Origin of the sequence: Paenibacillus sp. V4I9 (genome assembly GCF_030817295.1) — a bacterium.
Lineage (GTDB): Bacteria > Bacillota > Bacilli > Paenibacillales > NBRC-103111 > Paenibacillus_E.
Map to the genome: position 1 here is coordinate 5769558 of NZ_JAUSZE010000001.1, position 24786 is coordinate 5794343.

The window sequence follows — 24786 nt, forward strand, 5'->3', positions numbered from 1 at the left end:
GCTCCTCTTCGCAGTCTTACGGTAGTATATGCGCGGTCGGCTAGTACGGTGTAAGAAAGGTTTGAAAAGTTTCGGGTGAATTTCAAATTCATGGGGAAAGCAAGCTATATTTGGGTTTGATATCATGATATAGTAAGTACTAGCGCAGTTTCTGGGCAGCAAGGAGGCTATATGAGTCAAGGAAAAGCAAATATAAGTCCGAATGGGCATTTATTTACCGTAGAAATTCTGATTGAAGATGCCACGAATGGCCTTGCCATGGAAAAGCTCCTTCATCTTCTGAATGTGGATACAGTCAAGGATTACCAAATTATTAATGGCATTCAACTTGGCAAATTGATTGAACTTAACACCAAAAAAGAGAGCACTCCTCCGTTACAACCAAGCAAAAAAACGGCTGCTGTCCCAGCTTCAACTGTAACAGCTACGGCGAAAGCCACCGACAACAGCGGAGCTTCAGATACAATTATTGAGCAATTGGAAAGTTTCAAAGTGAATAATACGTTAATCCGTTTAACGGTTATCAAAGGTCAAGGAATCCAGCTTAATCTTCCATGTCGGATTTTGAATTATGATAGCAGTAATCAAAATGTATCGGTGTATCATGTAGATGAGAAGAAGGTCTACTTATTCAAATTGAATGAAATTGATGATTATGTCGCTTTCTAAATAAAAGTAAGAGGGTTTCCTAGAATATGGATACCCTCTTACTTTTATTTGGCATGGACAGACGCAGCAGCTGAAGCATTTGGAATACCCGTTCTAAGCATTTGTTCTAGTTCATCCGCACTTACGGGTGGACTAAACCAATAGCCCTGCACCTCATTACAGCGATTCTGATGCAGAAAATGCAGTTGATCTTCAGTTTCTACGCCTTCAGCAATGACCTTCAAGTTCAAATGGTGCGTCATCGCAATAATCGTGGCCACGATGGCCGCGTCATTCGGATCCACCATGATATCTCGAACAAAGGAACGATCGATCTTCAGCTTATCAATCGGAAATTTCTTTAAGTAGTACAGCGAACTGTAGCCTGTCCCAAAATCATCAATGCTTACATTCACGCCTAGCTCCTTAAGCTCAAGTAAGCACTGAATGGCGTGATCAACATCCATCGTCATGCTTTCGGTGATTTCAAGTTCCAAGTACTGCGGATCAAGTCCTGTTTGTTCCAAAACATGTCTGATCTTGCCTTTGAGATTGTGTTGAAAAAACTGCCGCATAGACAGATTCACAGATATCGGCATCATCGAATACCCTTGGTTCTGCCATGCTTTATTTTGCTTACATGCAGCGCGCAGTACCCATTCACCGATCGGCACGATCAATCCGGACTCCTCAGCAAAAGGAATGAAATAGTTTGGCGAGATGAGACCTTTCTCCGGATGATCCCAGCGAATTAAGGCTTCGACACCGACAATGCTTCCCGTTTCAATATCGACCTGAGGCTGATAGTATAAGATGAACTCATCCCCGACTATCGCTCTGCGAAGCTCACTCTCCAGCTTGAGGCGGTTGATTGAAACTGACTTCATGTCCGTATTGAAGATCTGAAAGTCGTTGCGCCCCTTCTCTTTGGCTCTAGCTAATGCAATGTCAGCATATTTCATAAGTATTTCCGCTTCATCGGCGTCATCAGAGGAAATCGCAACGCCAATACTAGCTGTAATATGTAGTTCATATTGTTCTAAAAGAAACGGCTTTTCGAGGACACGATTTATCTCTGCTATAACCGCAATTACGTCATTAGAATCGGCCACATTCGTATAGAAAAAGGCAAATTCATCGCCTTCCGTGCGAGCTAAATAATCATTGACCGTTACACATCTCGTGAAACGCTCCGCTAACTGCAGCAGCAGCATGTTTCCGTAATCATAACCGAAGCTGTCATTGACCAGCTTGAAGCGATCGATGTCCAAATAGAAGACAGCTACCTTTTGTCCAATGGATTTGGAAATACTTAGCCGCTCATTCAAGTTATCTCTGAACATACGCCTGTTCGGCAGCCCTGTCATATCATCATAATAAGCCATGTAGCGAACTTGCTCATCACCGCGCTTACGTTCTGTGATATCCTGGCATATGAGAATATTGCCTTTGGAATTAGGCTGCAAATCAACAGGAACAGCAGTCACGTTCAAATCCACCCGGTAGCCGCTTTTATGTATAACAGCTGTTTCAAAGGTAACAGGAGTCCCGCTTCTCACTTGTTCAAGCTGGCTACCTGTCCGCTCCAGCTGCTCTTGTGTAACAAAGCTGATAAACGGTTGATTGAGCAGCTCAAATACGGAGTAGCCGAGGATGGTTTCTGCCGCTAAATTAATCCGAATAAATTTACCATCTTGATCAAAAATACCAATCGCATTAGGATTGTGCTCGAATAAGGAATCAAGCACATTTAAATAAGTGTGATCCCGCGGCATTTCTTTTTTTAAGGATTGTATACTTCCACTCTTTCTAAGCAGCACGATAAGCAGCACTAGTGAGGCAAGCAAATAAATCCATGCAGCATACGGCTTTACGTAAAAGCTTACGAATATGGCGACTAACAGATATCCGCCAATATAGAGCCGGTTTTTCACAAATTAGCCTCCTCTTACTGCTCACTATAGGTAATAGGAAGCGTCACACTGACAACCGTTCCTTCTCCCACCTTGCTCTCAACCACAAACTGGCCATGATGATCCTCAATGATTTTATTCGTAATCATGATGCCAAGCCCAGTCCCTTTTTCCTTCGTTGTATAAAAGGGCTCTCCAAGCCTAGCCAATACATCCTCCGATATCCCATGCCCTCTATCTTGAAACAACACACGCACCGTTTTGTCTCCAACTGAAAATAGTTGAATATCGATTTTTCCGCCATCTGGCATGGCTTCTATCGCATTTTTGAGCAAATTAATGAAGGATTGCTTCAGCTGGTTTTCCTCGCAATGAACAAGCGGCAGATGATGCTCCATAGCGACAACGAATTGAATATTACTAATAATGGCCTGTGTCTCAAGCAGGGTTATGACACTTTTGATAATATTCTCGATACTTTTGGGCTGGTATTGTATGAATTGCGGCTTAGCGAGAACGAGCATTTCTGTCGTAATCAGTTCGATCCGTTCTAGTTCGGACATCATAATATCATGGTATTCTTTTTTATTTACAGCACCCTGGTGCAGAAATTGCATAAATCCTTTGAGGGTAGTCAATGGATTACGAATTTCGTGAGCAACTCCAGCAGCAAGCTGCCCGATAAGGGACATCTTATCTGACCTGTGGAGCAGCTCTTCCGTACGCTGCCGCTCAGTAATATCCTTGAATGATAGGACAACTCCAATGATTTGATCTTGATCCAAGATCGGCGAAGTCATGTATTCAACCGGAAACGAGTCTCCATTTTTTTTGTAAAAGATCTCGTTTGAACAATCACAAACCCCTTCGAGCATCGTTCGATCTAACACAGTTTCATTCTTGATTTGCAAATCTTCATCGGTTCCACTAGCACGTGTCAAAACGAGATAAGGATTCTTCCCCACCATTTCTTCATAGGTGTAACCCGTTAAGCACTCCGCCGCTTTATTCCAAAACGTAGTGCCAAAATGCTCATCGATGCCAAACATGCCCTCTGAAACGGCATTTAGAATGAGTTGATTTTGGTTATGATTTAGCAGGGATTGATAGCTACGCCTGCTTTCCTCAAGCTTATGCTCCAAACGTTTTCTTTCCGATACATCTTGAATCTGCACAACTACAAGATTTGGATACGCTTCCGTATCACGAATGAAGGAAACTTGAATAATTCCCCATATTATGGTGCCATCCTTATGGACATAGCGATTCTCTCTTTGAGTAGATTCCCGCTCACCACGAAGGGTCTGTTCGCATAGTTCTGCATAGGTAGCCACATCATCAAGATGCGAAAACTCCTGAATAGGCAGACCAATCAATTCTTCTTCTGCGTACCCTAAGAGGCGGCATAACGATGTATTAACCATGAGTAACCTGCCGTCCAGACTAACGATTGCCATTGAAATGACTGCGCAACCAAACAATTGATGATATAGCTCATGGCTTGTGAATAGTTTTAGTTCCGAAGCAATTGGCTTACCCGTTTCTGATTGGTTCCCCATGATATCAGCCATGCGCCACATCCATTCAATTAAGGAAGAATGATCGAATCCGTCATGGATTACTTTCTACATGATCCGAGCTTTTTCCTGCTTAGAAGACAAAATACAATGAAAAAAGAGTCAGATTTCCTGACTCTTTCCATTTTCTTATTTGTAAGCGGCCACGGCTAGAAGTATCCATCCAACCAAGAAACTGAGCCCGCCTAGTGGGGTAATGGGTCCAAAAAACTTGAGTCCAGTCAGACTCAAGCCATATAAACTACCTGAGAACAGGATAATACCAATAAAAATGCCCCACCCCGATGCATTCACCATCGAGCTATTTGCCAGCTTATCTGACAAAAGAGCAATAAGGATGAGGGCTATCGCATGAATCATGTGATATTGTACGCCGGTCTGAAACACATCTATCTTATCCGGAATCCTTTGTTTCAAGTAATGAGCCCCAAAAGCGCCTAGAGCGACTGAAAGAAATGCATTCAAACTGCCTATCAGCAAAAAAAGTTTCATCATTCTCGTCTTCTTTCCTTTCCGAAACGATATTATTTATTCCACTTCGCCAATATCATGCTGACCGACAATTAACCGCACGGGCTCCAAAAACACACGTGTTACCGAAGGCTTTTTGATAAGATCGAGTTCAATATCTACAACCTTATTACGAGTGGTTTTGCCTTCTCTTTTGTCATAAACAACATCAAATTGTTTCAGACCAAGCTGATAAATCACCACAGATGAACCAATCGTTAATGCATTCGATTCAAAATCGCCATGGTCAAATAATACCTCTGACAAAATTTCTTCATTCATATCCACAATCGTAACATACTGACAAAATTGGTAACGCACTAAGGATGTCCCCCTTTAAAGATAAGTATGATTACCCATTCGCCGAAAAATGTCGAAATTCCTGCTAACTTCATGATTCCCATCCATGTTCATATAAAATCCAAACAAAAGATAACAACTGGAATTGTAAACATACTAAATAAAGTTGAAGTAAAGACAGCCTGTGAAGAAAACTCCGGTTCATTCTCATATTCAATGGCCAGCAGCACACTGCTTAAAGAGGTCGGCACAGCACACGAGAGAATCAATGCTTTGGCCGTAATCCCTTCAATCCCAAGCAGCCAAACAACGAAAAATCCGAGCAGCGGTCCTGCGGCAAGTCTTAGTATATTAGAAACGAGCACATTGGAAAAATGAAATTCCCATTTCATACCGCCAAGCTGCACACCTAGGGTCAGCAAAGCTGTCGCCATAAAAGCGTTTGAAATATACTGCAGCGGTATATGAATCGATCCCGGAACAGGTAAATGGAAATACCGCAGCAGCAGTGCAATCGGAATGGCGTAAATGACCGGTAAGGAAAGAATGGTTTTCATCGTTGCTTTCCAAGTAGATTTATGTGCATTTAAGGTATAGATGCCGTATGTATTGGGAATTAGCGTTTGCATAATCATGATCACGATTTGGATAGATAACGTATAGGCATTCCCACCAAAAACAGTTTGATTCAGCGGCAGTGCGTAGTTAGCGCTATTGTAGAAAATAACACTATTGCGCATGGCAATACGCATACCGCGCTGCATCTTTTTCAACCGAATAACAACCTCAATGCTGGCAAAAAGGAGACTAAAGAATAGGACAAAAAACAAGAGAACCTGCATTAAAATATGCAAGTTCATTTCGGACTCATACAGCTTAACAAAAACTAAGGCGGGTGAAAACACGTAGAAATTAAGCTTCGATAATGTCTTAATATCAATCTGGAAAGCGCGGTACATCGCTGCGCCGATCGCAATCATAATACTAATAGGTACAATGTTATTCACTAAAATGTATATGAAATAACTCATTCCAGATCCTCACTTCAAAAACCTATAGTCGTTCCTTAATCGAACGCATTTACGCTGCTGATAATACGTTTTAACTGTTCATTAAAAGTGTAAATTTCTTCAGGAGATAGCCCGCTTGACGCAAGCAGCGACTGTGGGATACAAAGTGCCTTCTCGTAAAGGGCAAGACCCGCTTCTGTGATTTGAATATTCACGACACGTTCATCTTCAGAAGATCGTTTCCTTTGAACCAGTTGCTGAGCTTCCATCCGCTTAAGCATAGGTGTCAAAGTACCCGAATCAAGATCAAGCTTCTCGCTAAGCTCTTTGACTGTACTTTCCTTTTGATCCCAGAGAACCAACAGCACCAAATATTGCGGATAGGTAATCCCCAAACCTTCAAGAAAAGGGCGATACATGCGAGTAATGGCTCTCGAACTTGCATATAGACTAAAGCACAGTTGATTTTCTAGCTTTAAAAATTCACTGCTGCTCATTGGATTGGTTTCCTTTCTGTTCAGTCATATTGTAAACAATCGATTTGTTTCAAATGTATATAAAATAAATCCCTCTGTCAATGTGAATAGTTAACTTCTATAGGTGAATACGAAAAAGGGACTCACAGCAACTGCCATCCAGGATGACAATAGACTGTGAATCCCTCAACTTGCTTACCTATTTAATCCCTGCAACTTTTACATACTCAAGCCATTGTTTTTTGTATTCTGCCTGGATTTTCTCCAGCCCTGCTGATTTGGCTTTTTCCATAAAGGTTTTGAGTCCGCCTTCAACATCTGCTACTAGACCTGCTTCCAGAGGATACAGATATTGCTTTTCGACTTGCTCTAAAGCTGCTTTCTCAGCTTGGTAGCTCGTATAGTCTTCAGCGAAACCTGTAAATTTATCTGGTGATGAAATTTTATCAAGATCTGCGAAAATTTTCTTTACGCCATCATAGCCTTTGTCGAAGAGCATAAATTCAGGATTTCTCCACGCCCAACCTTGCATAGATTCTCTAGGGAATCCATTGCTGTTATTATCGCCGATCATCGTATAGTATCCGTTTTCAACCTTATAGTTCTTACCTTCAATTCCATACTCCGTTAATTGATTGTATGTTTTGTCTGTAACCATTTTTTCGTAGAAGGCAAGAGCTCTCTCTGGATTTTTACTGCTTTTCGGAATCGCAAATCCATTATGAATAGGATGCACAGGCTCTGCATGCCCCTTTATCAGAGGCGCTGGATAGTATTCGAGTTTCCAGTCCGGATGCGTACCATCAATTTTGATCTTCTGATCATTAAAGCGGCTTGGGTTATCGCCTATGTTGGCCGCAGCTTTACCGTTTATAATCAGATCTGTCATAGAGTCTTTAACATTCAGAACGTTTTTGGTAATGTAGCCTTTATCCTGCCATTTTTTATAGGTTTGCAGCTCTTTTAAATGCTCAGCTGAGCCCCAGTAGGAAGTAACTTCCGAAGGATTTTTATAGGGAATACCAATTCCGTAAGGAAGTGCTCCAACCGGATCTATCGTTAAATTTTTATAAAGATCTGAAAGATTCGTTTTCACATCGCTGTTTGCTGCCAACGGGATCATATCCGGCATGTTCTTCTTAATTCCATCCAGATAAGCTTCAAAGTTGGCAAGCGAATCCGGCTTCGGCAAATTGAATTTCTCTCTGAGATCTTCACGCCAGATAAAGCCTGTTGTCACATACTCTTTGTAGGTGGCAGGAACAGTATAGATTTTCCCGTCAATTTTAACCGCATCCCACATATCTTTAGGCACGAAGCTGTTTAATTTAGGAGCTGCTTTAGGGAGCAATTCATCCAGCGGAAGGAAAGCTCCTTTTTTCGCATAGGATTGATACTGCGTCCAATCAGCTGTAAAAATCAAATCGATCGGCTGTCCTGACGATAGAAGCAGCTTATATTTCTGATCCCAGTCGGTCCATGTCGTGAAATTAAACTTGACCGTCGCATTCAGATCCTTAAGTGCCAGCTTGTTAACTTCTTCTTCGATGACGGAAAGATCCTTAGGCGCTGGACCTAACATATAAAATTGTAGCTCTACTTTCTTCGAAGTATCAAGACCTGCTGGTTTGCTGACAGCGGAAGCCTCAGGTGCTTTCGTTGCTTGCGTTCCAGCAGTAGGACTGGACGATGGTGTAGTCGAACTGCTGCACCCAGCGACAACGGAACCTGCTAACGCTAGTACCATAGATGCACTGTACATCTTTTTCAAATTACTTTTCATATAAATCCTCCCTTTTTATTCTTGAATAATATATGTTAGCTGACGGCAAGTATCCGTTTCAGTTCTAACCTTTGACAGCACCAATCGTTAATCCTTTAACGAAAAACCTTTGTACGAACGGATATAGAAGGAGAATTGGACCCGTAACAATCATAGCCATAGCCAGTTTGGTGGATTCCGTTGGGATATCCTGTCCGAATGAAACCCCCGTACTCACGCCTAGCTGCGAAACGGCTGCAGCTGTATTAATAATGTTATACAGAAAATACTGCAGTTCGTATTTATCCTGATCGTTGATGAACAGCGACGTAGAGAACCAACTATTCCAATAATGCAATGCCAGGAATAACCCTACTGTTGCAATACCTGGCATCGCTAAAGGAAGCACTACACGATAATAAATCGTAAAATCGTTGGCACCGTCAATCTTTGATGACTCTGTAAGCTCCTCCGGTATGGAGGATTTAATGAAGCTTCTCATTAATATAATTAGGAAAGGAGTCATGAGCCCTGGAAAAATAAGAGCTGCATACGTATCCGTCAATTGCAAATATTTGGTGATCATAATGTACCAAGGTACCAGGCCTCCGCCAAACAGCGTAGTAAAATAAATGTAAAAGGAAAGTTGATTACGGTACCTGAAATCTTTTCGTTGCAAGACATAACCAGCCATCGTCATCATGAACAATCCAAGCGTTGTACCAACGACGGTAACGAAGATCGTTACCCCATAAGCCCTTAGTACTTTTCCTGGGAATGTTAGAACGGCTTCATAGGCTGCAAGGGAAAATACTTTCGGAATCAAATGGTAACCATCACGAACAATCGACTCATTGTCGGTAAATGACCCCGATATCAACAGTAAAAAAGGAAAAATACAGATCACGGAAATCGTTATGATGATTAGATAGGCAATAATATTAAACGCGACAGAATCAATACTGTTAGACTTCACTGGAACCTCCCCTAGAAAAGCGCATACTCTTCATTTGATTTTTTAATGAAATAGTTCACTGTCATTATCAATACAAAACCGAAGAAGGACTGGAACAATCCGGCTGAAGTCGCCATCCCGATATCGAATGTCACTTTTAGTGAACGAAATACGTAAGTATCCAGAATATCTGTTGTATTGTACAAAATCCCGTTGTTTCCAATGAGCTGATAAAAGAGATCGAATTGTCCTTTCATGATACTTCCCAATGAAAACAGGAGTAATATGATAAAGGTTGGCTTTAGCATGGGCACCGTAATGTACCAAATCCTTTGAAAAATATTCGCACCATCGATTTTCGCGGCTTCGTAATATTCATCGCTAATGCCTGTAATAGTAGCGAGGTAGATGACCATCGTATAACCTAAGTTTTTCCACACATAGAAAATGACCAAAAGGAATATCCAAGCTATCGGTGTGTTATAAATATCCATCGGATTCGAACCAAATGACTTTAGCGTGGTATTCACAAAGCCCGTGTCGTAATTAAACATGTTATACGCAATAGCATTCAATAAAACAAACGATATAAAGTAAGGTAAAAACATGACGGATTGCGTGATCTTCTTAAATGCCTTGCCTTTCATTTCACTTAACATAATCGCACAAAAGATCGCTGCGCCATTTACAAATAAAATAAAAGCAAGGTTATAAGCCACTGTATTTCTCGTCAGTCCCCATAGCGCTCCCGACTTCCATAGGAATTTAAAGTTTTCTAATCCCACAAATGGACTTCCGAATAACCCTCCATTAAAATCGAATCTGGTAAACGCGAAGTAGATCCCAACCATCGGCACATAAGAATTAATGAAAAAGAATACTAATGTTGGTGCTATCATGAGAAACAAAATTTTGTTTTTGTTTAACTCGTACAAGAAACCATTCTTTCGTAACATGCTGCGAAGCCTCCCTGCCTAATTTTGAATGTTGATTTGTATGTCATGCTCGAATTATATAGCTAGCTATTCTGGAAGAGATAGTGAAGATATGATACTAAATATGAATAATTTGCAGTTTAGGCTCCTTATGCAAGTATGTACATTTTAAACATTCATGGACTTTCCGGATTTTTCGGTACTTTTTCTTCCTTTCGACTCATCTGGTTCCATTGCAAGTGCCAAATAGGTACGATATACTTTTCCTACGAACCAGGGGGGATAGTCTCATGATGAAGCGCACTCATGACAACAAAAAGGTATATCGAAATATACTGCTGAGTATCATTTTGTCTATTGTCATCACTCTGCTTGTATCCTCCAGCATTCTTCATTTTAATTTCGATAATATCGCGCTCAATCAAGTGTACGAATCCGATTCCAACAGTTTGATGCAAACCAGTCAGGAAATTCGAACCATAACAGGGACAGCTACCTCCTTGTCCTTTCAAATTTATCGGGATTTTGTCATCAGTAAGCTGTTGTTTTACGATAAACCTGATATCTACGATGTAACTAGCGCCATGCAGCAGCTCAACAATTATCGCTTCGCGATGCCATTTATTGATTCCATCTATGTGTATAACGGTAAATCAGATCTTTTCTACGTCAGCTCCGACAATTCTCAAAGCGGCATTCAATCCAAATCCACACTAGGCGATCAAAGCATGGTAGATATTTTGGACCATTTTCAGGATTATACGCCTTTTCTACCCGTTCCCAGAACGTTTAATTTAGTTGGCAACGCTCAACTCACAGTCTCTAAGGTCGGTATTTATTCCTATTTGTGTTATGATGCAATCAATATAAATAATTCCTTAAACTCCGCAGTTATTGTGAATATCTCGGAATCTTTCTTCAATAAATCCTTGAAAAACATAACAAACAGCCGTTCCAGCAACGAATTTATTATTAATAATGAGGGCTTACTGCTCTCCACTGACGGAGTTAATCCGGTATTGACCAATTATTCGGATATAACTTACATCAAGAAGATTATTGCCAACGCATCATCTCCTGGGTATTTGGTAGACACTGTTGATAACACAAAGTCGCTGATTTCATACACAGCTCCGGATTCATTGGGATGGCGATATGTACGAACGACACCTTATACCATCATCACGAAAGAAATCAAGAGCATGAGAACGAAAACGATTTACATCAGCTTGAGCATACTCATTGCGGGATTACTTATTTCGTTCTTCACTTCACGAAAACTTTTCGATCCCATCGATAAAGTGATACGCAGCTTAAAAACATTAGAAATCGAAAAAAGAGACAATCTACAAATCTTACGTCAGGATTTCCTGAGAAATATTATTATGGGAAGAGAGGCCTATCACCCGATAGCCTTGCAAGAAAAATTGCGTTATTTTGGATCAAAAATAACCATTCAGCATTCTTCTTTGTTAATTATAGTAAAAATTGATCACTTTACAGATAACGTTAATAAATATCAGGATCAGTTTAAATTGTTGCGATATGCCGTAATGAATATATGCACAGAGATTAGCTCCCCCACCTTTCAAGCCGAAGCCATTGATATGGGCGATGACCATATCTTGCTGCTGCTTACCGCGCAGGAGTCCGATTTCGAGTGGGATCATGAGGCATTCATGGCTATACTCCACAAGATGCAAACATCCATTGCCGACTATATCAAGCTGTCCGTCTCCATCACCATAAGTCCCTTACAAGATCATGCAGGGCAATGCATTCACCTCTATAAACAGCTGTTGGAAGCTTCCTACCACCGATTGTTCAGAGGTCACGGATGCATCATATGGTCAGAAGAGATCATGGAGTATCGATCTAAGGAGTATAAATTTCCAACACATAAGGAAAAACAACTGGTCGATTGTCTAATGACCGGAGATTCAACCGAAGCGGAAACCATTTACGCTGATATTGTTAATGAAACTGCCGAATTTTCCTATTCAGTTGTTCAATTAGCTATATCCCATTTAACACTTACGGTAAATAACGTTCTTAATACGATCAATAAGAATAACGCCATAGCCCTTCCACTTTATTTGGATACGACAACCGCTTCCCTGAATCAAGTAGAAACCATTGAAGAAATTAATGTTCAGTTCTACCACTTGTTCGAGCTGCTTTACAAAAAGCTGGATGAAAAAAGAAGCTCCAAGCATGTGGAATTAATTAAAAAAATGAATGACATTATCGAGAAGGATTATGCAAACCAGAACTTATCTTTAAATTTCATTGCCGATGAACTGGATATGTCTCCTATTTATATCAGTAGGTTATATAAACAACATACGATGGCAGCGCTTACGGATTTGATTCAAGACGTCCGTATGAATAAATCGAAAGAACTGCTCCTACACTCTTCCCTCTCTGTGGCAGAAATAGCGGAAAAGACCGGCTTCACCAGCGACTCGTACTTTTACAGAAAGTTTAAGAAGTATAATGGCATTACACCAAACGATTTCAGAAAACAATATACTCAAAATTCAGCACCTTCTATTCAGAAAGGAATTGATGTTTGATGAACTGGTTTTTGGCTCATGAGAAAGATCTTGCTGACGTATTTGCGGAGGCAGAACGCATCGTTAGCGGATTTCCAGCACCGTTAGATCACATTGGACTTGCTTATTTAGCTACATTTGACGGAAGAAAAGAAGAAAGCACTAAAAATTATATCTGTTACCTTCTTCCGTATTGGATGAAAGACATCACTGAACTGCAACCAGAGTCGATAAATAAACTCTCATTAGCGAATGTATTTGTAATGCTCTACTATTTTATACAAGACGATATCATGGATTCAGCCAAAGGTGAGCATAAGGACAAGCTGCCTCTCGCCAATTTATTTCATATGCAGTTTCTATCCACTTATAGAGAAATGTTCCCTGCCGGGTCGCCTTTCTGGAGTTACTACGAGACGTATATCATGGAATGGTCTGAAGCTGTTTCCAATGAGCAGCAATCCGATTACTTCCATCACGACATTGGCAAAGTCGCTAAGAAAGCAAGTCCCGTCAAAAATGCCAGCACGGGAGCTCTTCTACTATCAAATCAAGCCCACCTTATCCCTGTCGTCACTGCGGCTGTAGAACAAACGCTTATCACTTTACAAATGCTGGATGATTGGGCTGACTGGGAAGAAGATTTGGAAGAGGGTTCTTACAATTGCTTAGTGGCTTCGCTGCGTAAGCATTTGCAGCTATCAACGGATAGTACTGTATCGCCCGAAATGGTGAAGCAGCAGTTGTATGTGCATGACTTTCTGGATTTGTATGGGCAAATCGCAATTATTCATCATGAGCAATTGCTAGGCTTACAAATATCCATGACACAAATGATCAATTTCCATGACTCGCTTGTGGAAAACATACTTAGAGGTTCAAACGAAATCAAAAATAGTAGAAAAATGCTAGCACAAGGTGGTTTAAACTATTTTTTGTCGAAATCTAGTTGATTTTGGTAGATTATTCTGAATATTCATGTTATAATTTGTCATGAAGGTAAAATTACCCAATTGACAAGGAGTGATTAGTAATGTCATCAAATGAAACATTGAAAGCTCAAATTATTCAAAAAGCTTGGGAAGATGAAGCATTCAAGAACCAACTTATTGCTAATCCAAAAGCCGCGCTAAAACAAGCATTTAACATCACACTTCCTGATGACATCAAAGTTAAAGCGGTTGAAGAAACTTCAACTGAGTTTGTACTTGTCATTCCTACGAATCCTGCAAAAGTATTGGTTACTACGAATGGCACTGAGCAAACGTGGTAAATCAAATAAAAAAGAGGTGCCGCGCTAACAACGCGCAGCACCTCTTTTTATTTAACAGCTATGGATGGGAAACGAATGATAACCTCTGTGCCTATGTATCTTTGACTTTTAAACTCGATGTGCCCTTTCATGATTTCAATGATCCGAAAAGTGACCATTAATCCAAGCCCAGTCCCCTTCGACTTTGTGGAATAATAAGGCTCCCCTAATTTGATCAACTGCTCGGGTTCAATCCCCTCGCCGTTATCCTTGATATGAATGTAAACCTCATCATTTTTATGATAAGCCCATATATGAATCTGACCATCAACTTGAAAGGCTTCGATACTATTTTTAATAATATTAATAAGCACTTGTTTCAATTTCGATGAGTTCCCTTGTATATGCAAATCACTAGGAACACTAACGGTTATCCGTCCGCCGTATAAGGTGGCCAAGGGAACAATAATACCTTCAATTTGGCTGATTTCTTTGGAAACATTTAAATCGACGAGATCATCCAACTGTGGTTTTGCAAAAGTCAGGAAGTCCGTAATGATAACAGAAGCTCGATCTAATTCTTCGATCGCGATTCCCATATATTCTTTGTTCTTATCGTCTGTTCTAGCTGCAATAAGCTGTAAGAAACCTCGTGTTACCTGCAAAGGGTTTCTCACCTCATGAGCGACAGAAGCTGCCAATGAGCTTATGATTTCCATCTTTTCCGAGAGCTGGAGCTGATGATTATAAAATTCAAGTTCTTTGGAATAATTGATCATATGTTCCTGATTGATGGCAAAGCGCCTGCCCAGTACGACAACAATGACAATAATAAATCCTACAACTCCCCATTTCCACAAGAAAAACTGATAGTTTTGAGAACTAGCATAGAAGCATATAAGGTCTAGTGTACTCATAAAAGCTAAAAAGGTAAAACCGGATGAGAAAATAACAGCTTCCTTGTTCCCTCTTCGTACAAGTATAATGGAGAAGCAAATCATTAAAATGAACTGACTAATCATTATAAACCCCAAAACGGTAACCGAAACTAAAAAATAAGCTTTGTTAAATCGATAAGCATTGAGTTGATTAACGAGCATAAAAGTAATTGAAAAAATTGAATACACGACTTGGAATTTTCTAAACCAACGAATCAGTTTATATTTGCCGTCATCAAATATTTTTTCAAAAAAATAAGAGAGCGCAGGCAAAAAAACGGCAAGTGATACATCAAACAAAGCAGTAAATAGTCCGCCATAGCCCGTGAAGTTTGCGTACAAGAAAGCGGAATATGTAATGAAAATAATTCCAAGCGTTAAATTAAGTACACTAACTAAAGCCCAGTTTGTAAGTTGACTTTTTTTCAGGAAGAAAGAACCTATTAGCGTACTCGCAGCTATGAAGAGAAAGGCACACCCTAGAATAATGTTCGATAAATCCTGAAGTGCAAACGATCGCGTCAATCTAGCATAATCATCCAGCTTAATTACTGAGTGTATACCTAAGCGATCCGTGGATGTCTCCAGCTTTAAATAAACGACTTCCCCCCCATCTTCGCTGCTAATAGAAAATAAACTTCTTTGTCTATCTATCGGAAAATCAAACTTGATTTCTCGAACTAAGCGATTACCAATATACACCCAAAGGTTCTGCGTATATACTCCTTCAATGTATATGCCATAGTCTTTAGGTATATGGGATGGAAGTTGGAGTCTAATCCATGCCGAAGAAACTTCTTTCGGTTTCTTGGGAGATGATTCGCCGTTAATGACTTTAATCCAATGATTGGAGGAAGTAGCAATTACTCCTTCTAGACCACCTGGCGGATCACCCCACATGATGCTCCAATCTGGGATCGCTTTCAAATCCACTTTATCATCGGCATAAGCATGGGAAGACATGAATCCACAACAGAAGATCATAACCAACATCGTTTTCCAGAGTTCTCGAGATATCCGTTTCATTTATTTTCCTCCCCCGAAGAAAACTGTAAGTAATTAACAATATAAATTCGACAGGTTTCTTTGCTTTCCCTTCTTATTCACTGGTAAACATTTGAAAAACAAAACATAAACAGCCCCCTGCGAAATAACAACAGGGGGACTGCTTATTGTATAAATATTCACATTTACAATGTAGTGAACAATTGACTCCTTGCAGGCACAGTTTCAGCCACAATGCGGCCTTGGCTCACAACATACCGACAACTAGGCTGCTCTCGAACAAGATCCATAGCATCATCTCCAGGCAGTATGATAAAGCTGGCTGGATGGCCAATTTCGAGCCCGTATTCCTTAAGCTGCAGGGTGTTCGCTGCACGTGTCGTGATCATACGCACAAGCTCCGCCACTTCCTCGCGCCCCGTCATATGTGCTAAATGGGCAGCGATATGAGCTGCTTGCAGCATATTCCCTGTACCCAGCGGATAGAAAGGCGTCTGAATATCGTCATGCGCGATGCTTACATTAACGCCAGCCGCCCATAATTCCTTTATCCGGGTGATGCCTCGGCCTTTGGGATAGCCGTCATATCTGCCCTGCATAGCACTATTGATGAGCGGACAACAAACGACATTCACGCCCGAGCGCGCAAGCATTCCCTGCACCTTCTGGTAATAAGCTTCCCCATAATAGGTCGCAGCGTTCGCATGCGCAGCTGTTACTCGCTCGCGTAGTCCAGAACGAATCGCGAGATGGGCAACGCTTTCTAAGAACGTGGAGTGAGCATCGTCCATTTCATCGCAAAAAACATGGACGAAGCAGCTATACTTCTCTGCTAGATTGAAGCAAATTTCAAGCGATAATAGCCCTTCCTCACGCGTAGGTTCTAGATGCGGAATCGCCCCAATGCCATCTGCGCCAAGCTCCAAAGCTTGCTCCAGACGGCGTTCATTATCGGGACACGCGCGAATACCGTCTTGAGGAAACGCGATAACTTGCAGGTTCATGTATGGTTTTACGCGCTCGCGCAAGGCAAGAAGTGCACGTAGTGCAGTCAGATTCGGATCTGAGATATCTGCTTGGGTGCGTACATGCAGGATACCGGCAGCCATCTGCATCCGAAGCACCTTCTCTGCTCGTTCCGTGACGTCTTCGTAGGTGAGCGCTTGTTTCCGCTTTTGCCATAATCCGATGCCTTCGTATAGGGTCCCGCTCTCATTCCAGGCGGGCTCCCCCGCCGTTAGGACGGTGTCCAAGTGAATATGGGACTCCACAAATGGCGGGAGCAGCAGGTGACCAATCCCATCAATTTCGCGTTCCCCATGTTCGGCAATACTTCCAAGCACGGCGATTTTGCCGTTTTTTACACCGATATCTACAAGACCTCGGTCCTCCGAATGTCCAAGCATACGCACATTACGAAATACAATATCCAGCAGCTAACTCACCCTCTTTACCTTGGTGCCATTTAGTTATCCTTTTTCATCTCGGATTCATGCCACGAACTAAGCAGCCATTTGGCGAAAGCGTTGACTAATAAGAAGAAAATAATGCCCAGTGCTGATGCTGAAAGTCCACAAGCGAATAAATAAGGAGTTTTTAAACGAGCAGCAGCATACGTTATCGCATAACCAAGTCCGCCTTGACCTCCGCCGATACCGGCAATGTATTCACCGACAATAGCCCCGACCACGGATAAAGTACAGGAGATTTTCAGACCGGCTACGATATAAGGCAGGGCAGCTGGTATTCGCAGCCTCCACATCGTTTGAATCGCATTCGCATTATATAAATAAAACAGGTTACTCATATTTTGATCTGTGGAATTTAGACCGATTAACGTATTCGAAAGCATCGGGAAGAATCCGATTAAGAATGTAATAATGACAATCGCATTCACACCCGCATCGAACCATATCACAATGAGAGGGGCAATGGCGACAATCGGAATGGTCTGTAAAATTATCGCATAAGGATAAACACTCTTCTCAATCCATTTGGAGCTTGCCAAAAGAATGGCACCAGTAACTCCTAATATAATGCTGAGGAAAAATCCAAGCACAGCTTCCAACGTCGTTGTCCTTACAGATACCCAAAGTCCATGTCTGTTTTCTACGGCTGCTGCGACGATATCGGAAGGCTTAGGTACGAGATAAACAGGAGCTTTCACTAAATAAGCAATGAGTTCCCAGCCTCCGATGAAAACAACAAACGCAACTAGCGGTGGTAAAAGATGCTTAAGCAGCATCAGAAGTCGAAGCCCTGGTGAGGCCCCATCTTCCAATCGATTAGCCCAAGCCGCCCGTTCGCGGGCAGGGAATATTTCATCCGGTAGTATTTGCAGGTATTTAGAATCTACAGCCATTGTACGTCCCCCTTCATTTACATCTCATAAATGATTTTCCCTGGATTCAGCAGCCCCCTTGGATCATTCTCACGTTTCTTGCGCTCCATGCTGCCAACTTCACCACGTCCGCCATGATCCAACACCCAGGTATGAGGATCAAATATTTTCACGCCGATCGATTCACAATAGTGAATGATCTCGTATAAGCGTTCTTCGCTCTCAAAGCGAACAACCGGAAGCGAATTTGGTGAGATTTCCCCACCGCTGCGTACCCATTCAAAATGTAGGTAAACTTCTTCCCCATATTTGTCTTTAATCTTCTGAATTTGTTCCATATAGCAATCCAGCTTAAAGCCAGCTTGCAGATACGTCATGGAAGAGTCCGTTTTCATTGCCCATAATGTCGTATGATTCCATGTAAAATCCGATACCCCGATCGTTTTCCGGTAATTTTTAGCCTCAATAAGATGGCCGATGTGCCCGCCATAACTTTGGGCAAGAGCTTCGACTAACGGCAGCGTATCCTCAGCAAATTCAAGCATGACAGCGGCCATGCCAGGCTTGATCACTTTGGCAAACGGAACGAAATAAGAGGGAATTGGCCACTCCATCGGAGCAATGAGCCGTTTCAGAATGGCTTCCTCTCTGGCAAGAGCCTCACCGAATCGCATTGATTGCTCGAAGGTGTCGAAATTTGCTATAGCCTGAGCCCACTCGGTGCGAGGAGAAAGCGGGATGGTCACCTCTGTCAAAATTCCGGTCGTCCCATAATTATGAATATAATCAAATAAATCACGGCCTTGGATAACCAAGCGCTGCGGAGATTCTTCCATCGTATAAATGACGGCTTCCAGCACATTGCCATCCCATAGATTTCCGTGGGTAATTGAGCCGATTCCGCCGGAACCACCGCTTACAAAGCCGCCAACCGTCGCTTTCACATAGGTGCTGGGATAAATGCGAATTTCTTGTCCGACTTCTCGAGCCTTTTTATCAATGACACCTAGACGAACTCCACATTGTAAACGAGCATATCCAGGTCCGATTTCGAGAATTTCATCCATTCGGCTTAGATCTAAGACAATACCGCCCTGTAGGGGAACCGCTTGACCATAATTACCTGTACCAGCTCCACGAACGGTAACGGGAATGTTATGGCGGTAACCGAAGGCTAAAACTTCTGCCACCTCGGCTTCATTGCGCGGTATGGCAACGACATCGGCCGCTTTCATATTCTGTAATTGGCGATTAAGAACAGGGGAGTACCAGTAATAATCTTTAGAGAGCTTTTCTCTCGTTTCGCCATCAACAAACACGATTTCCTTAGCAAGCTGCTCCTGTATCTCTTTCTCCCAGCTAATATTCATGGCCATGAGCTTATTCACCCTTTCGTATCAATGATCCAAAGCTTCAGATACTTCACGAACTAAATCACTGAATTGCGTCGTTGTCCGGAAGCTTTCATCTCGTGGAAAAGGGACTGGGATATCAAGCCTCGCCGATATTTTACCTGGACGCGGTGTCATCACAACAACACTTGTGGATAAGAATACCGATTCGAATACGTTATGCGTGACGAATAGCACCGTCATGGATTTATCCTGCTGCCAAATATTAAGCAGCTCCATTTGCAAGGTTTGACGCGTAATTTCGTCTAAGGCGCCGAAGGGCTCATCCATGAGAAGCAGCTTAGGTCTCGAAATGAGCGCACGCGCGATGGAGACACGCATCTTCATTCCTCCGGAAAGCTGTCTAGGCAGCACCTTCATATAGTCCTTCAAGCCGACCAGCTCCAACACGCGCTGAGCCTCTTCTTTCTGTGTCTTCTTATCTACACCGCGCAATTCAAGCGGCAATCTTACGTTAGCTTCTACCGTAGACCAAGGCAGCAGCGTATGATCCTGGAAAACAAAAGCGATATCACTTTGTTTGCGCGCTTCTTTGGGCGTCGTTCCAAACACATCTAACGTCCCTTTACTCGGCTTGGCAAGACCTGTAATCATTTTGAAAATTGTTGATTTCCCACACCCAGACGGACCAACAAAACAAAGGAACTCCCCTTCTTGTATCGTTAGATTCACATCTTGCAAGGCAATTGTACCGTTTGGGTACGTCTTAGAGAGATTATCCATGATTACGAAGTTAGGGCCGGATACTTGTGAATTGGATGTATGGATCAGAGAAGAATTCATAGCCATTTACTTCATCTCCTGTATTTGATTTTTGGAACTTTCCTCCGTTATTGTTCCTTTTTCAATGACTTCATCTCAAAAGCTTGAAAGGTGAGCAAAGCCTCGGCGATAAAAGCACCGTACCTTTCAGCCATCGCATGGCCTTTCGTTATCGTTGCTTGCGTAGCATCGCCAGATATCCCCGAATAAGATAAATCATCCATCACCCAAGCAAAGGCACGATTGCGAAGAGCCAAATAACGCGAATCCGGGTAATTCGGATATTCCGTAGGAGCCAGCTCCATATGAACCCAATCAGGCTTAGCAGACATCACTAAGGAAGTTTCCATGTCCCCCGCATGAATACCAGCCTGCTTCTCCAGCGGCGTTATCCACTCATCAGCGGCACCGAGTCCGCCAGGATCTAATCGAAATACAGCCAGCCCCGTTTCAATACGGATTTCCCGGCCCATCATATTTAATAAATCCGTGTTACCCCCATGCGTGTTCACTAGTACTAATTTCTGAAATCCGCTTTTACTCAAGCTTTTCGCTATATCCATCACGACAGCCATTAATGTAGTTGCCGATAACGTTATAGTCCCTGGATGGCCAAGGTGCTCCGTGCTTTTCCCGTATGGAATGGCCGGCAGCAGCCATATATTCGCATGATCGGGAAGCTGTTCGAAAGCCTCGGTCAAGAGCACTTCGGAAATTAAAGTATCGGTAAACACCGGCATATGCGGACCATGCTGCTCAATCGCGCCAACCGGCAGAACGATGAGCGCATTATCTTTGGGAACCTGAGCAACCTCGAGCTTACTTAAGCGGGGAAAAAAGCAGCGATCCCACGCCTTACCTTGATAACGACTGAATGACAAGTTGAGCACCTCCAAGTGAGTGGACATTATAGTACGCATAAGCTCTTATGAAAAAAGACCCAAACTCAAAGTGAAGAGCGGATCTTAAGCTTTCAAATTAGCGTCGTTCAAAATTAAGAAAATTATGCTTATCTTGATTGGAATAGCTGTAAAGCAGCGGCTACATCAGCAACCCGCTCTCCTAATCGAGCTGCCATCAGAAGCTCTCTTGGATCCGGAGATAGCGAACTGTCAGGCCCAGCCAATGTCGATGCCCCATAAGGTGAGCAGCCAATCGCATCAGCCGTTAAATATTCGGGATTCTCCGAATAAGGCAGTCCCACGAATATCATGCCAAAATGAAATAAGGGAACCATAGCGGTTAAAATAGCGGCTTCATGTCCCGTATGAATGGAGGCTGTACTGTTAAAAATGCCCGTAGGTTTTCCTTCCAAAGCACCTTCTATACAAAGCTCCCCAGCCATTTCAAGAAATAGCTTAACTTGGGCAGGCATTGTGCCATAATACGTCGGAAATCCCCATAGAATTCCATTCGCCCAACGCAAATCATCGTTCGTCGCGATAGGAATATCCTGCTGCAAGGCTTGCGTAGCTTCATATTTACTGTAACGATCTGTTAAACGGAATTGCTTAGAAAGCGTCGCTGGGCTTGCCAACTGCTCATTTCCCGCTCTGGATCTTTCATTATCTTGCTGAATAACACGATTTTGAGCAGCAATCATTTCCGGAATACGAACGATCCTGACCTGATGCGCTCCGGATTGGCTAGCTCCATCTGCGACAGCCTGCGCCATTTGGAATACGTGACCGAATGCGCTGTAATAGATGACCAACAGGTTAGCCATTAAGACGCTCACCCTTTCGCGAATTCATGTTTATGGAAGGATACATTCTCAACTGCTTCTTGCCAATAATGAGCTAAGGTCTTATCCTGCCACTCGGCTTTATTTGCAGCCATTCGTACAAAGCTTCCTTGACTATATACAAAGCGGCGTTCAGGCAGCATGGTAAAGATCTCTTCCGGGGTACTTCCGTCTATGATAACAAAATTCGCATGATTACCAGCCATTACCTCATAGGAAGTTAGACCGAGCACCTTGGCGGGCACATCTGTGATCATGCGCAGCAGTGTGCGAAGATCATCCGGTCGCCCCATATGAGCGGCATAGGAGCCAATAAGAGCAATCTGCAATAAATCGCCTCTGCCAAAAGGGTGAAAGGGATCGTGAATATTATCAGAAGCCACGGCAATAGGAATACCTGCTTCCCAGATTTCCTTCAAACGAGTTACTCCACGTCTAACGGGGAATCCGTCATGCCTTCCTTGCAAATACAAATTGACAGCAGGTAATGAGACTGCTTTGAGCCTCGCGTCAGCCATGCGTTCAATGATGCCGTGAGCATCCTGATCCGTCATCGAAGCTAGCGCACATAAATGATCGACGGTAACTCTTCCTGAATAGCCCTCTGATTTCGTTCGCAAAGCGATATGTTCGATTGTGCGCATAGCTGGGTTGTCTGTTTCATCACAATGCAGATCAATCGGCACATCATATTTCTCTGCTAATTTGAATATATAATCGATATCTTCCTTAGGAGTTAATGACAAGTGCGGCGCTCCACCAATCCCATCGACGCCCATCTTTAGTGCTTCCTCTACGGCATCAACATCTAGCGACATGAAATTGTAGGGACACATCGGAAACAGCTGCAAGCTGATATAAGGCGCTAATGCTTCTTTGGCTTCCAAAGCAGCCTCAATTGTACGTAACGCTACCTCACGTGAGGCTCTCAAATTAAAATCAAGATGTGTACGAATATGCGTAGTACCAAATGACAAAGCTTGCAAAGCCGAACGCATTATTCTTGATTTAATCTCATTTTTGGTAAAAGACGGTGATGCACTTGAATAATTGCGTACGGCCTCTTCTAATGTCCCGCTCCGGTTCTCAACCGAAGTTAGCGAGAATGATTTGTCTAAATGCATATGGGCATCTACGAAGCCTGGCAGTATTATTTTTCCTTCAAGGTCAATGAACGAGACGCCCGATTCGCCTGTAGCAATCTGAGGTTTCCATTGTTCTAATGACATTGCACCAGAATGGGCAGCATTAGCTTCTTGCTTCTGAATCTGAGTCCAAACGCCATCACGAATCGAGAGACGAAATAAATGCCCCTCATCCTCCATTGGCAATCGAACGTTCACTAAATCCATATTCATAATAGAAGCCAATGCCGCCACCCCCTGATTATTTCTTATTTTACCCCTTACTTCTTAGGTAAAAATTGCGTTGTGAACACTTTGTCGATGTTCTCTGCTGTTTTGAGAACACCTACATCTACAAGCTGCTTTTGAACTTCTGACCAACGTTCTTTCGTCATAATGCCCGTACCTTTGGTTGCTGCATCTCCGCCGAATACAAAGTCCATCTCTTTAGCAGCGCTAAATTTCATCATATCTAAGCCCATATCTGGATTCTTCACTTGAATGGAAGGATTGATCTCCTCGGAATGATCCTTGTAATAATCCCAGCCTTTAACCGTGGCTTCGACGAAAGCCTTCACTTGGTCTGGATGTTCAGCAATCATTTTCTCCGTAGTGAAGTATACGCCAGCGTAAATGTTATAACCGGAATCGGCAACCAAGAGCGTGCCATGCTCTACCTTTTGCTGAGTGAGCGTGAACGGTTCAGAAGTTACATACCCTTGCGTAAGAGCTTTTGGATCGCTGACAAAGTTAACTAATTGACCTGTGTATTTCATTTCTTGGGCACTGTCTAATTTGTATTTCTTCTTAATAAATTGCCAGAAGCTGGCCGTTGAAGCCACATATACCTTATGTCCGTTTAAATCACCAAAATCTTTAATCGCAGTATCTTCTTTATGATAAAACACAGCTTGCGGACTCTTTTGCATGGAGGTTGCAATGGCTACAATCGGAATACCCTCTTGTCTGGCTACCAGGATATCATCACCATTCGCCATACCGAATTGCGCTTTGCCTGAAGCGACGATTTGTGTAGAAGAAACCTGTGGACCACCCGGCATGAGCGTCATATCAAATCCTGCATCTTTATAGAATCCTTTGGCCAAGGCCGCAAAGTTCCCACCATGTTCGGGTTCGGCGAACCAGTTTAAAACAACAGTTGCAGGTAAGACTGCTTTGGTAGCTGTAGTCGAAGCCGGTGAAGCTGCTGGAGCAGTGGAAGCCGTCGTTGCAGCCGATGGTGCTGAAGATGGCGCTGACGTTGAAACCGAGGAGCCCGCGTTACCGCATGCGGCGAGCATACTTGAGATCATAACTAAGCTAATGGACAAAACAACTGGGCGTTTCGCTGCAAGCGGATTAGTAAGATTAAATGGTTTCATATTAAACTTCCCCTCCATATTTGGTTTTCTCTACAAAAGTCAATCTTTAGTCAAATATAGAGTTGATGGCCTGTTCAAGTCAACGAATAGACTAACGTTTTGTATTTTCACACAATAAAAGTACGTCTTTTTATTACTTTTCCAAGAATTATTTTAGAAAAACACACTAATATTGCATGAAAGAC

22 protein-coding genes are annotated in these 24786 nt (G+C 42.5%); 4 read left to right on the forward strand and 18 right to left on the reverse strand.

The genetic code is table 11. From position 1 onward, the window contains the following. Positions 1 to 171 precede the first annotated feature (171 nt). Positions 172 to 669, forward strand: coding sequence for a hypothetical protein (locus tag QFZ81_RS26790; RefSeq protein WP_307439729.1), 498 nt, complete (start codon positions 172 to 174; stop codon positions 667 to 669). 44 nt (positions 670 to 713) lie between these two features. Here the strand turns inward: QFZ81_RS26790 and QFZ81_RS26795 are convergent, their stop codons facing one another. The 9 genes from QFZ81_RS26795 to QFZ81_RS26835 all read right to left on the reverse strand — a co-directional run bounded on the left by QFZ81_RS26795 (position 714) and on the right by QFZ81_RS26835 (position 10107). After that, entirely contained in the window at positions 714 to 2582 is a 1869-nt protein-coding gene (locus QFZ81_RS26795; protein ID WP_307439727.1) for a putative bifunctional diguanylate cyclase/phosphodiesterase, read from the reverse strand. A 14-nt stretch (positions 2583 to 2596) separates the two neighbouring features. Further along, on the reverse strand, positions 2597 to 4132 hold the full coding sequence (locus tag QFZ81_RS26800; RefSeq protein WP_307605388.1) for a PAS domain-containing sensor histidine kinase: 1536 nt from the start codon (positions 4130 to 4132) through the stop codon (positions 2597 to 2599). A 135-nt stretch (positions 4133 to 4267) separates the two neighbouring features. Continuing rightward, on the reverse strand, positions 4268 to 4630 hold the full coding sequence (locus tag QFZ81_RS26805) for a DUF423 domain-containing protein (protein ID WP_307449453.1): 363 nt from the start codon (positions 4628 to 4630) through the stop codon (positions 4268 to 4270). Positions 4631 to 4666: 36 nt separating this feature from the next. Continuing rightward, positions 4667 to 4969 (reverse strand): hypothetical protein, encoded by a 303-nt coding sequence (locus QFZ81_RS26810; protein WP_307439723.1) that lies wholly within the window; start codon positions 4967 to 4969, stop codon positions 4667 to 4669. An 89-nt stretch (positions 4970 to 5058) separates the two neighbouring features. Then, a complete protein-coding gene (locus QFZ81_RS26815) occupies positions 5059 to 5979 on the reverse strand; it encodes an AEC family transporter (RefSeq protein ID WP_307439721.1) in 921 nt (306 codons plus the stop codon). Between the two features lie 35 nt (positions 5980 to 6014). Then, the gene (locus QFZ81_RS26820; protein WP_047676650.1) at positions 6015 to 6455 is read right to left on the reverse strand and encodes a MarR family winged helix-turn-helix transcriptional regulator; all 441 of its coding nucleotides are present in this window, start codon (positions 6453 to 6455) and stop codon (positions 6015 to 6017) included. A 178-nt stretch (positions 6456 to 6633) separates the two neighbouring features. After that, positions 6634 to 8217 carry an extracellular solute-binding protein gene (locus QFZ81_RS26825; protein ID WP_307605389.1) on the reverse strand — a complete coding sequence of 528 codons (1584 nt, stop codon included), beginning with the start codon at positions 8215 to 8217 and terminating at the stop codon, positions 6634 to 6636. A 64-nt stretch (positions 8218 to 8281) separates the two neighbouring features. After that, positions 8282 to 9172, reverse strand: coding sequence for a carbohydrate ABC transporter permease (locus tag QFZ81_RS26830; protein ID WP_307605390.1), 891 nt, complete (start codon positions 9170 to 9172; stop codon positions 8282 to 8284). 11 nt (positions 9173 to 9183) lie between these two features. Beyond that, positions 9184 to 10107, reverse strand: coding sequence for an ABC transporter permease (locus QFZ81_RS26835; protein ID WP_307439715.1), 924 nt, complete (start codon positions 10105 to 10107; stop codon positions 9184 to 9186). 269 nt (positions 10108 to 10376) lie between these two features. On the opposite strand from QFZ81_RS26835, the gene QFZ81_RS26840 reads away from it, so the two are divergent. The 3 genes from QFZ81_RS26840 to QFZ81_RS26850 all read left to right on the forward strand — a co-directional run bounded on the left by QFZ81_RS26840 (position 10377) and on the right by QFZ81_RS26850 (position 13914). Continuing rightward, positions 10377 to 12662, forward strand: a complete 2286-nt coding sequence (locus tag QFZ81_RS26840; RefSeq protein ID WP_307605391.1) for a helix-turn-helix domain-containing protein — start codon at positions 10377 to 10379, stop codon at positions 12660 to 12662. Next, on the forward strand, positions 12662 to 13594 hold the full coding sequence (locus QFZ81_RS26845) for a hypothetical protein (RefSeq protein WP_307439711.1): 933 nt from the start codon (positions 12662 to 12664) through the stop codon (positions 13592 to 13594). The genes QFZ81_RS26840 and QFZ81_RS26845 overlap by 1 nt, the downstream gene beginning before the upstream one ends. 80 nt (positions 13595 to 13674) lie before the next feature. Continuing rightward, on the forward strand, positions 13675 to 13914 hold the full coding sequence (locus tag QFZ81_RS26850; protein WP_307605392.1) for an NHLP leader peptide family RiPP precursor: 240 nt from the start codon (positions 13675 to 13677) through the stop codon (positions 13912 to 13914). Positions 13915 to 13961: 47 nt separating this feature from the next. Here QFZ81_RS26850 and QFZ81_RS26855 read toward each other — a convergent pair whose 3' ends face one another. The 9 genes from QFZ81_RS26855 to QFZ81_RS26895 all read right to left on the reverse strand — a co-directional run bounded on the left by QFZ81_RS26855 (position 13962) and on the right by QFZ81_RS26895 (position 24601). After that, positions 13962 to 15857: a sensor histidine kinase gene (locus QFZ81_RS26855; protein ID WP_307605393.1), complete on the reverse strand. Its 1896-nt coding sequence runs from the start codon at positions 15855 to 15857 to the stop codon at positions 13962 to 13964. A gap of 164 nt (positions 15858 to 16021) precedes the next feature. Further along, positions 16022 to 17242 carry an amidohydrolase family protein gene (locus QFZ81_RS26860; RefSeq protein ID WP_307607046.1) on the reverse strand — a complete coding sequence of 407 codons (1221 nt, stop codon included), beginning with the start codon at positions 17240 to 17242 and terminating at the stop codon, positions 16022 to 16024. Between the two features lie 59 nt (positions 17243 to 17301). After that, a complete protein-coding gene (locus QFZ81_RS26865) occupies positions 17302 to 18081 on the reverse strand; it encodes an ABC transporter permease (protein ID WP_307607048.1) in 780 nt (259 codons plus the stop codon). Positions 18082 to 18215: 134 nt separating this feature from the next. Then, complete coding sequence (locus tag QFZ81_RS26870) at positions 18216 to 19553, reverse strand: FAD-binding oxidoreductase (protein WP_307605394.1); 1338 nt, start codon at positions 19551 to 19553, stop codon at positions 18216 to 18218. A 21-nt stretch (positions 19554 to 19574) separates the two neighbouring features. Next, positions 19575 to 20372, reverse strand: coding sequence for an ABC transporter ATP-binding protein (locus QFZ81_RS26875; protein ID WP_307607050.1), 798 nt, complete (start codon positions 20370 to 20372; stop codon positions 19575 to 19577). A gap of 47 nt (positions 20373 to 20419) precedes the next feature. Then, entirely contained in the window at positions 20420 to 21241 is an 822-nt protein-coding gene (locus tag QFZ81_RS26880) for a creatininase family protein (protein WP_307449449.1), read from the reverse strand. A gap of 119 nt (positions 21242 to 21360) precedes the next feature. Then, complete coding sequence (gene wrbA, locus QFZ81_RS26885) at positions 21361 to 22077, reverse strand: NAD(P)H:quinone oxidoreductase type IV (RefSeq protein WP_307605395.1); 717 nt, start codon at positions 22075 to 22077, stop codon at positions 21361 to 21363. Positions 22078 to 22085: 8 nt separating this feature from the next. Beyond that, positions 22086 to 23465 (reverse strand): amidohydrolase family protein, encoded by a 1380-nt coding sequence (locus tag QFZ81_RS26890; protein WP_307605396.1) that lies wholly within the window; start codon positions 23463 to 23465, stop codon positions 22086 to 22088. Between the two features lie 35 nt (positions 23466 to 23500). Next, positions 23501 to 24601 carry an ABC transporter substrate-binding protein gene (locus QFZ81_RS26895; protein ID WP_307439700.1) on the reverse strand — a complete coding sequence of 367 codons (1101 nt, stop codon included), beginning with the start codon at positions 24599 to 24601 and terminating at the stop codon, positions 23501 to 23503. Positions 24602 to 24786: the final 185 nt, after the last annotated feature.

Coding starts and splice junctions, on each gene's coding strand:
- QFZ81_RS26790 (WP_307439729.1), top strand. CDS start 172: ATGAGTCAAGGAAAAGCAAATATAAGTCCGAATGGGCATTTATTTACC.
- QFZ81_RS26800 (WP_307605388.1), bottom strand. CDS start 4,132: ATGGCTGATATCATGGGGAACCAATCAGAAACGGGTAAGCCAATTGCT.
- QFZ81_RS26805 (WP_307449453.1), bottom strand. CDS start 4,630: ATGAAACTTTTTTTGCTGATAGGCAGTTTGAATGCATTTCTTTCAGTC.
- QFZ81_RS26815 (WP_307439721.1), bottom strand. CDS start 5,979: ATGAGTTATTTCATATACATTTTAGTGAATAACATTGTACCTATTAGT.
- QFZ81_RS26820 (WP_047676650.1), bottom strand. CDS start 6,455: ATGAGCAGCAGTGAATTTTTAAAGCTAGAAAATCAACTGTGCTTTAGT.
- QFZ81_RS26825 (WP_307605389.1), bottom strand. CDS start 8,217: ATGAAAAGTAATTTGAAAAAGATGTACAGTGCATCTATGGTACTAGCG.
- QFZ81_RS26835 (WP_307439715.1), bottom strand. CDS start 10,107: ATGTTACGAAAGAATGGTTTCTTGTACGAGTTAAACAAAAACAAAATT.
- QFZ81_RS26840 (WP_307605391.1), top strand. CDS start 10,377: ATGATGAAGCGCACTCATGACAACAAAAAGGTATATCGAAATATACTG.
- QFZ81_RS26845 (WP_307439711.1), top strand. CDS start 12,662: ATGAACTGGTTTTTGGCTCATGAGAAAGATCTTGCTGACGTATTTGCG.
- QFZ81_RS26850 (WP_307605392.1), top strand. CDS start 13,675: ATGTCATCAAATGAAACATTGAAAGCTCAAATTATTCAAAAAGCTTGG.
- QFZ81_RS26855 (WP_307605393.1), bottom strand. CDS start 15,857: ATGAAACGGATATCTCGAGAACTCTGGAAAACGATGTTGGTTATGATC.
- QFZ81_RS26860 (WP_307607046.1), bottom strand. CDS start 17,242: ATGCTTGGACATTCGGAGGACCGAGGTCTTGTAGATATCGGTGTAAAA.
- QFZ81_RS26865 (WP_307607048.1), bottom strand. CDS start 18,081: ATGCTGCTTAAGCATCTTTTACCACCGCTAGTTGCGTTTGTTGTTTTC.
- QFZ81_RS26870 (WP_307605394.1), bottom strand. CDS start 19,553: ATGGCCATGAATATTAGCTGGGAGAAAGAGATACAGGAGCAGCTTGCT.
- QFZ81_RS26875 (WP_307607050.1), bottom strand. CDS start 20,372: ATGAATTCTTCTCTGATCCATACATCCAATTCACAAGTATCCGGCCCT.
- wrbA (WP_307605395.1), bottom strand. CDS start 22,077: ATGGCTAACCTGTTGGTCATCTATTACAGCGCATTCGGTCACGTATTC.
- QFZ81_RS26895 (WP_307439700.1), bottom strand. CDS start 24,601: ATGAAACCATTTAATCTTACTAATCCGCTTGCAGCGAAACGCCCAGTT.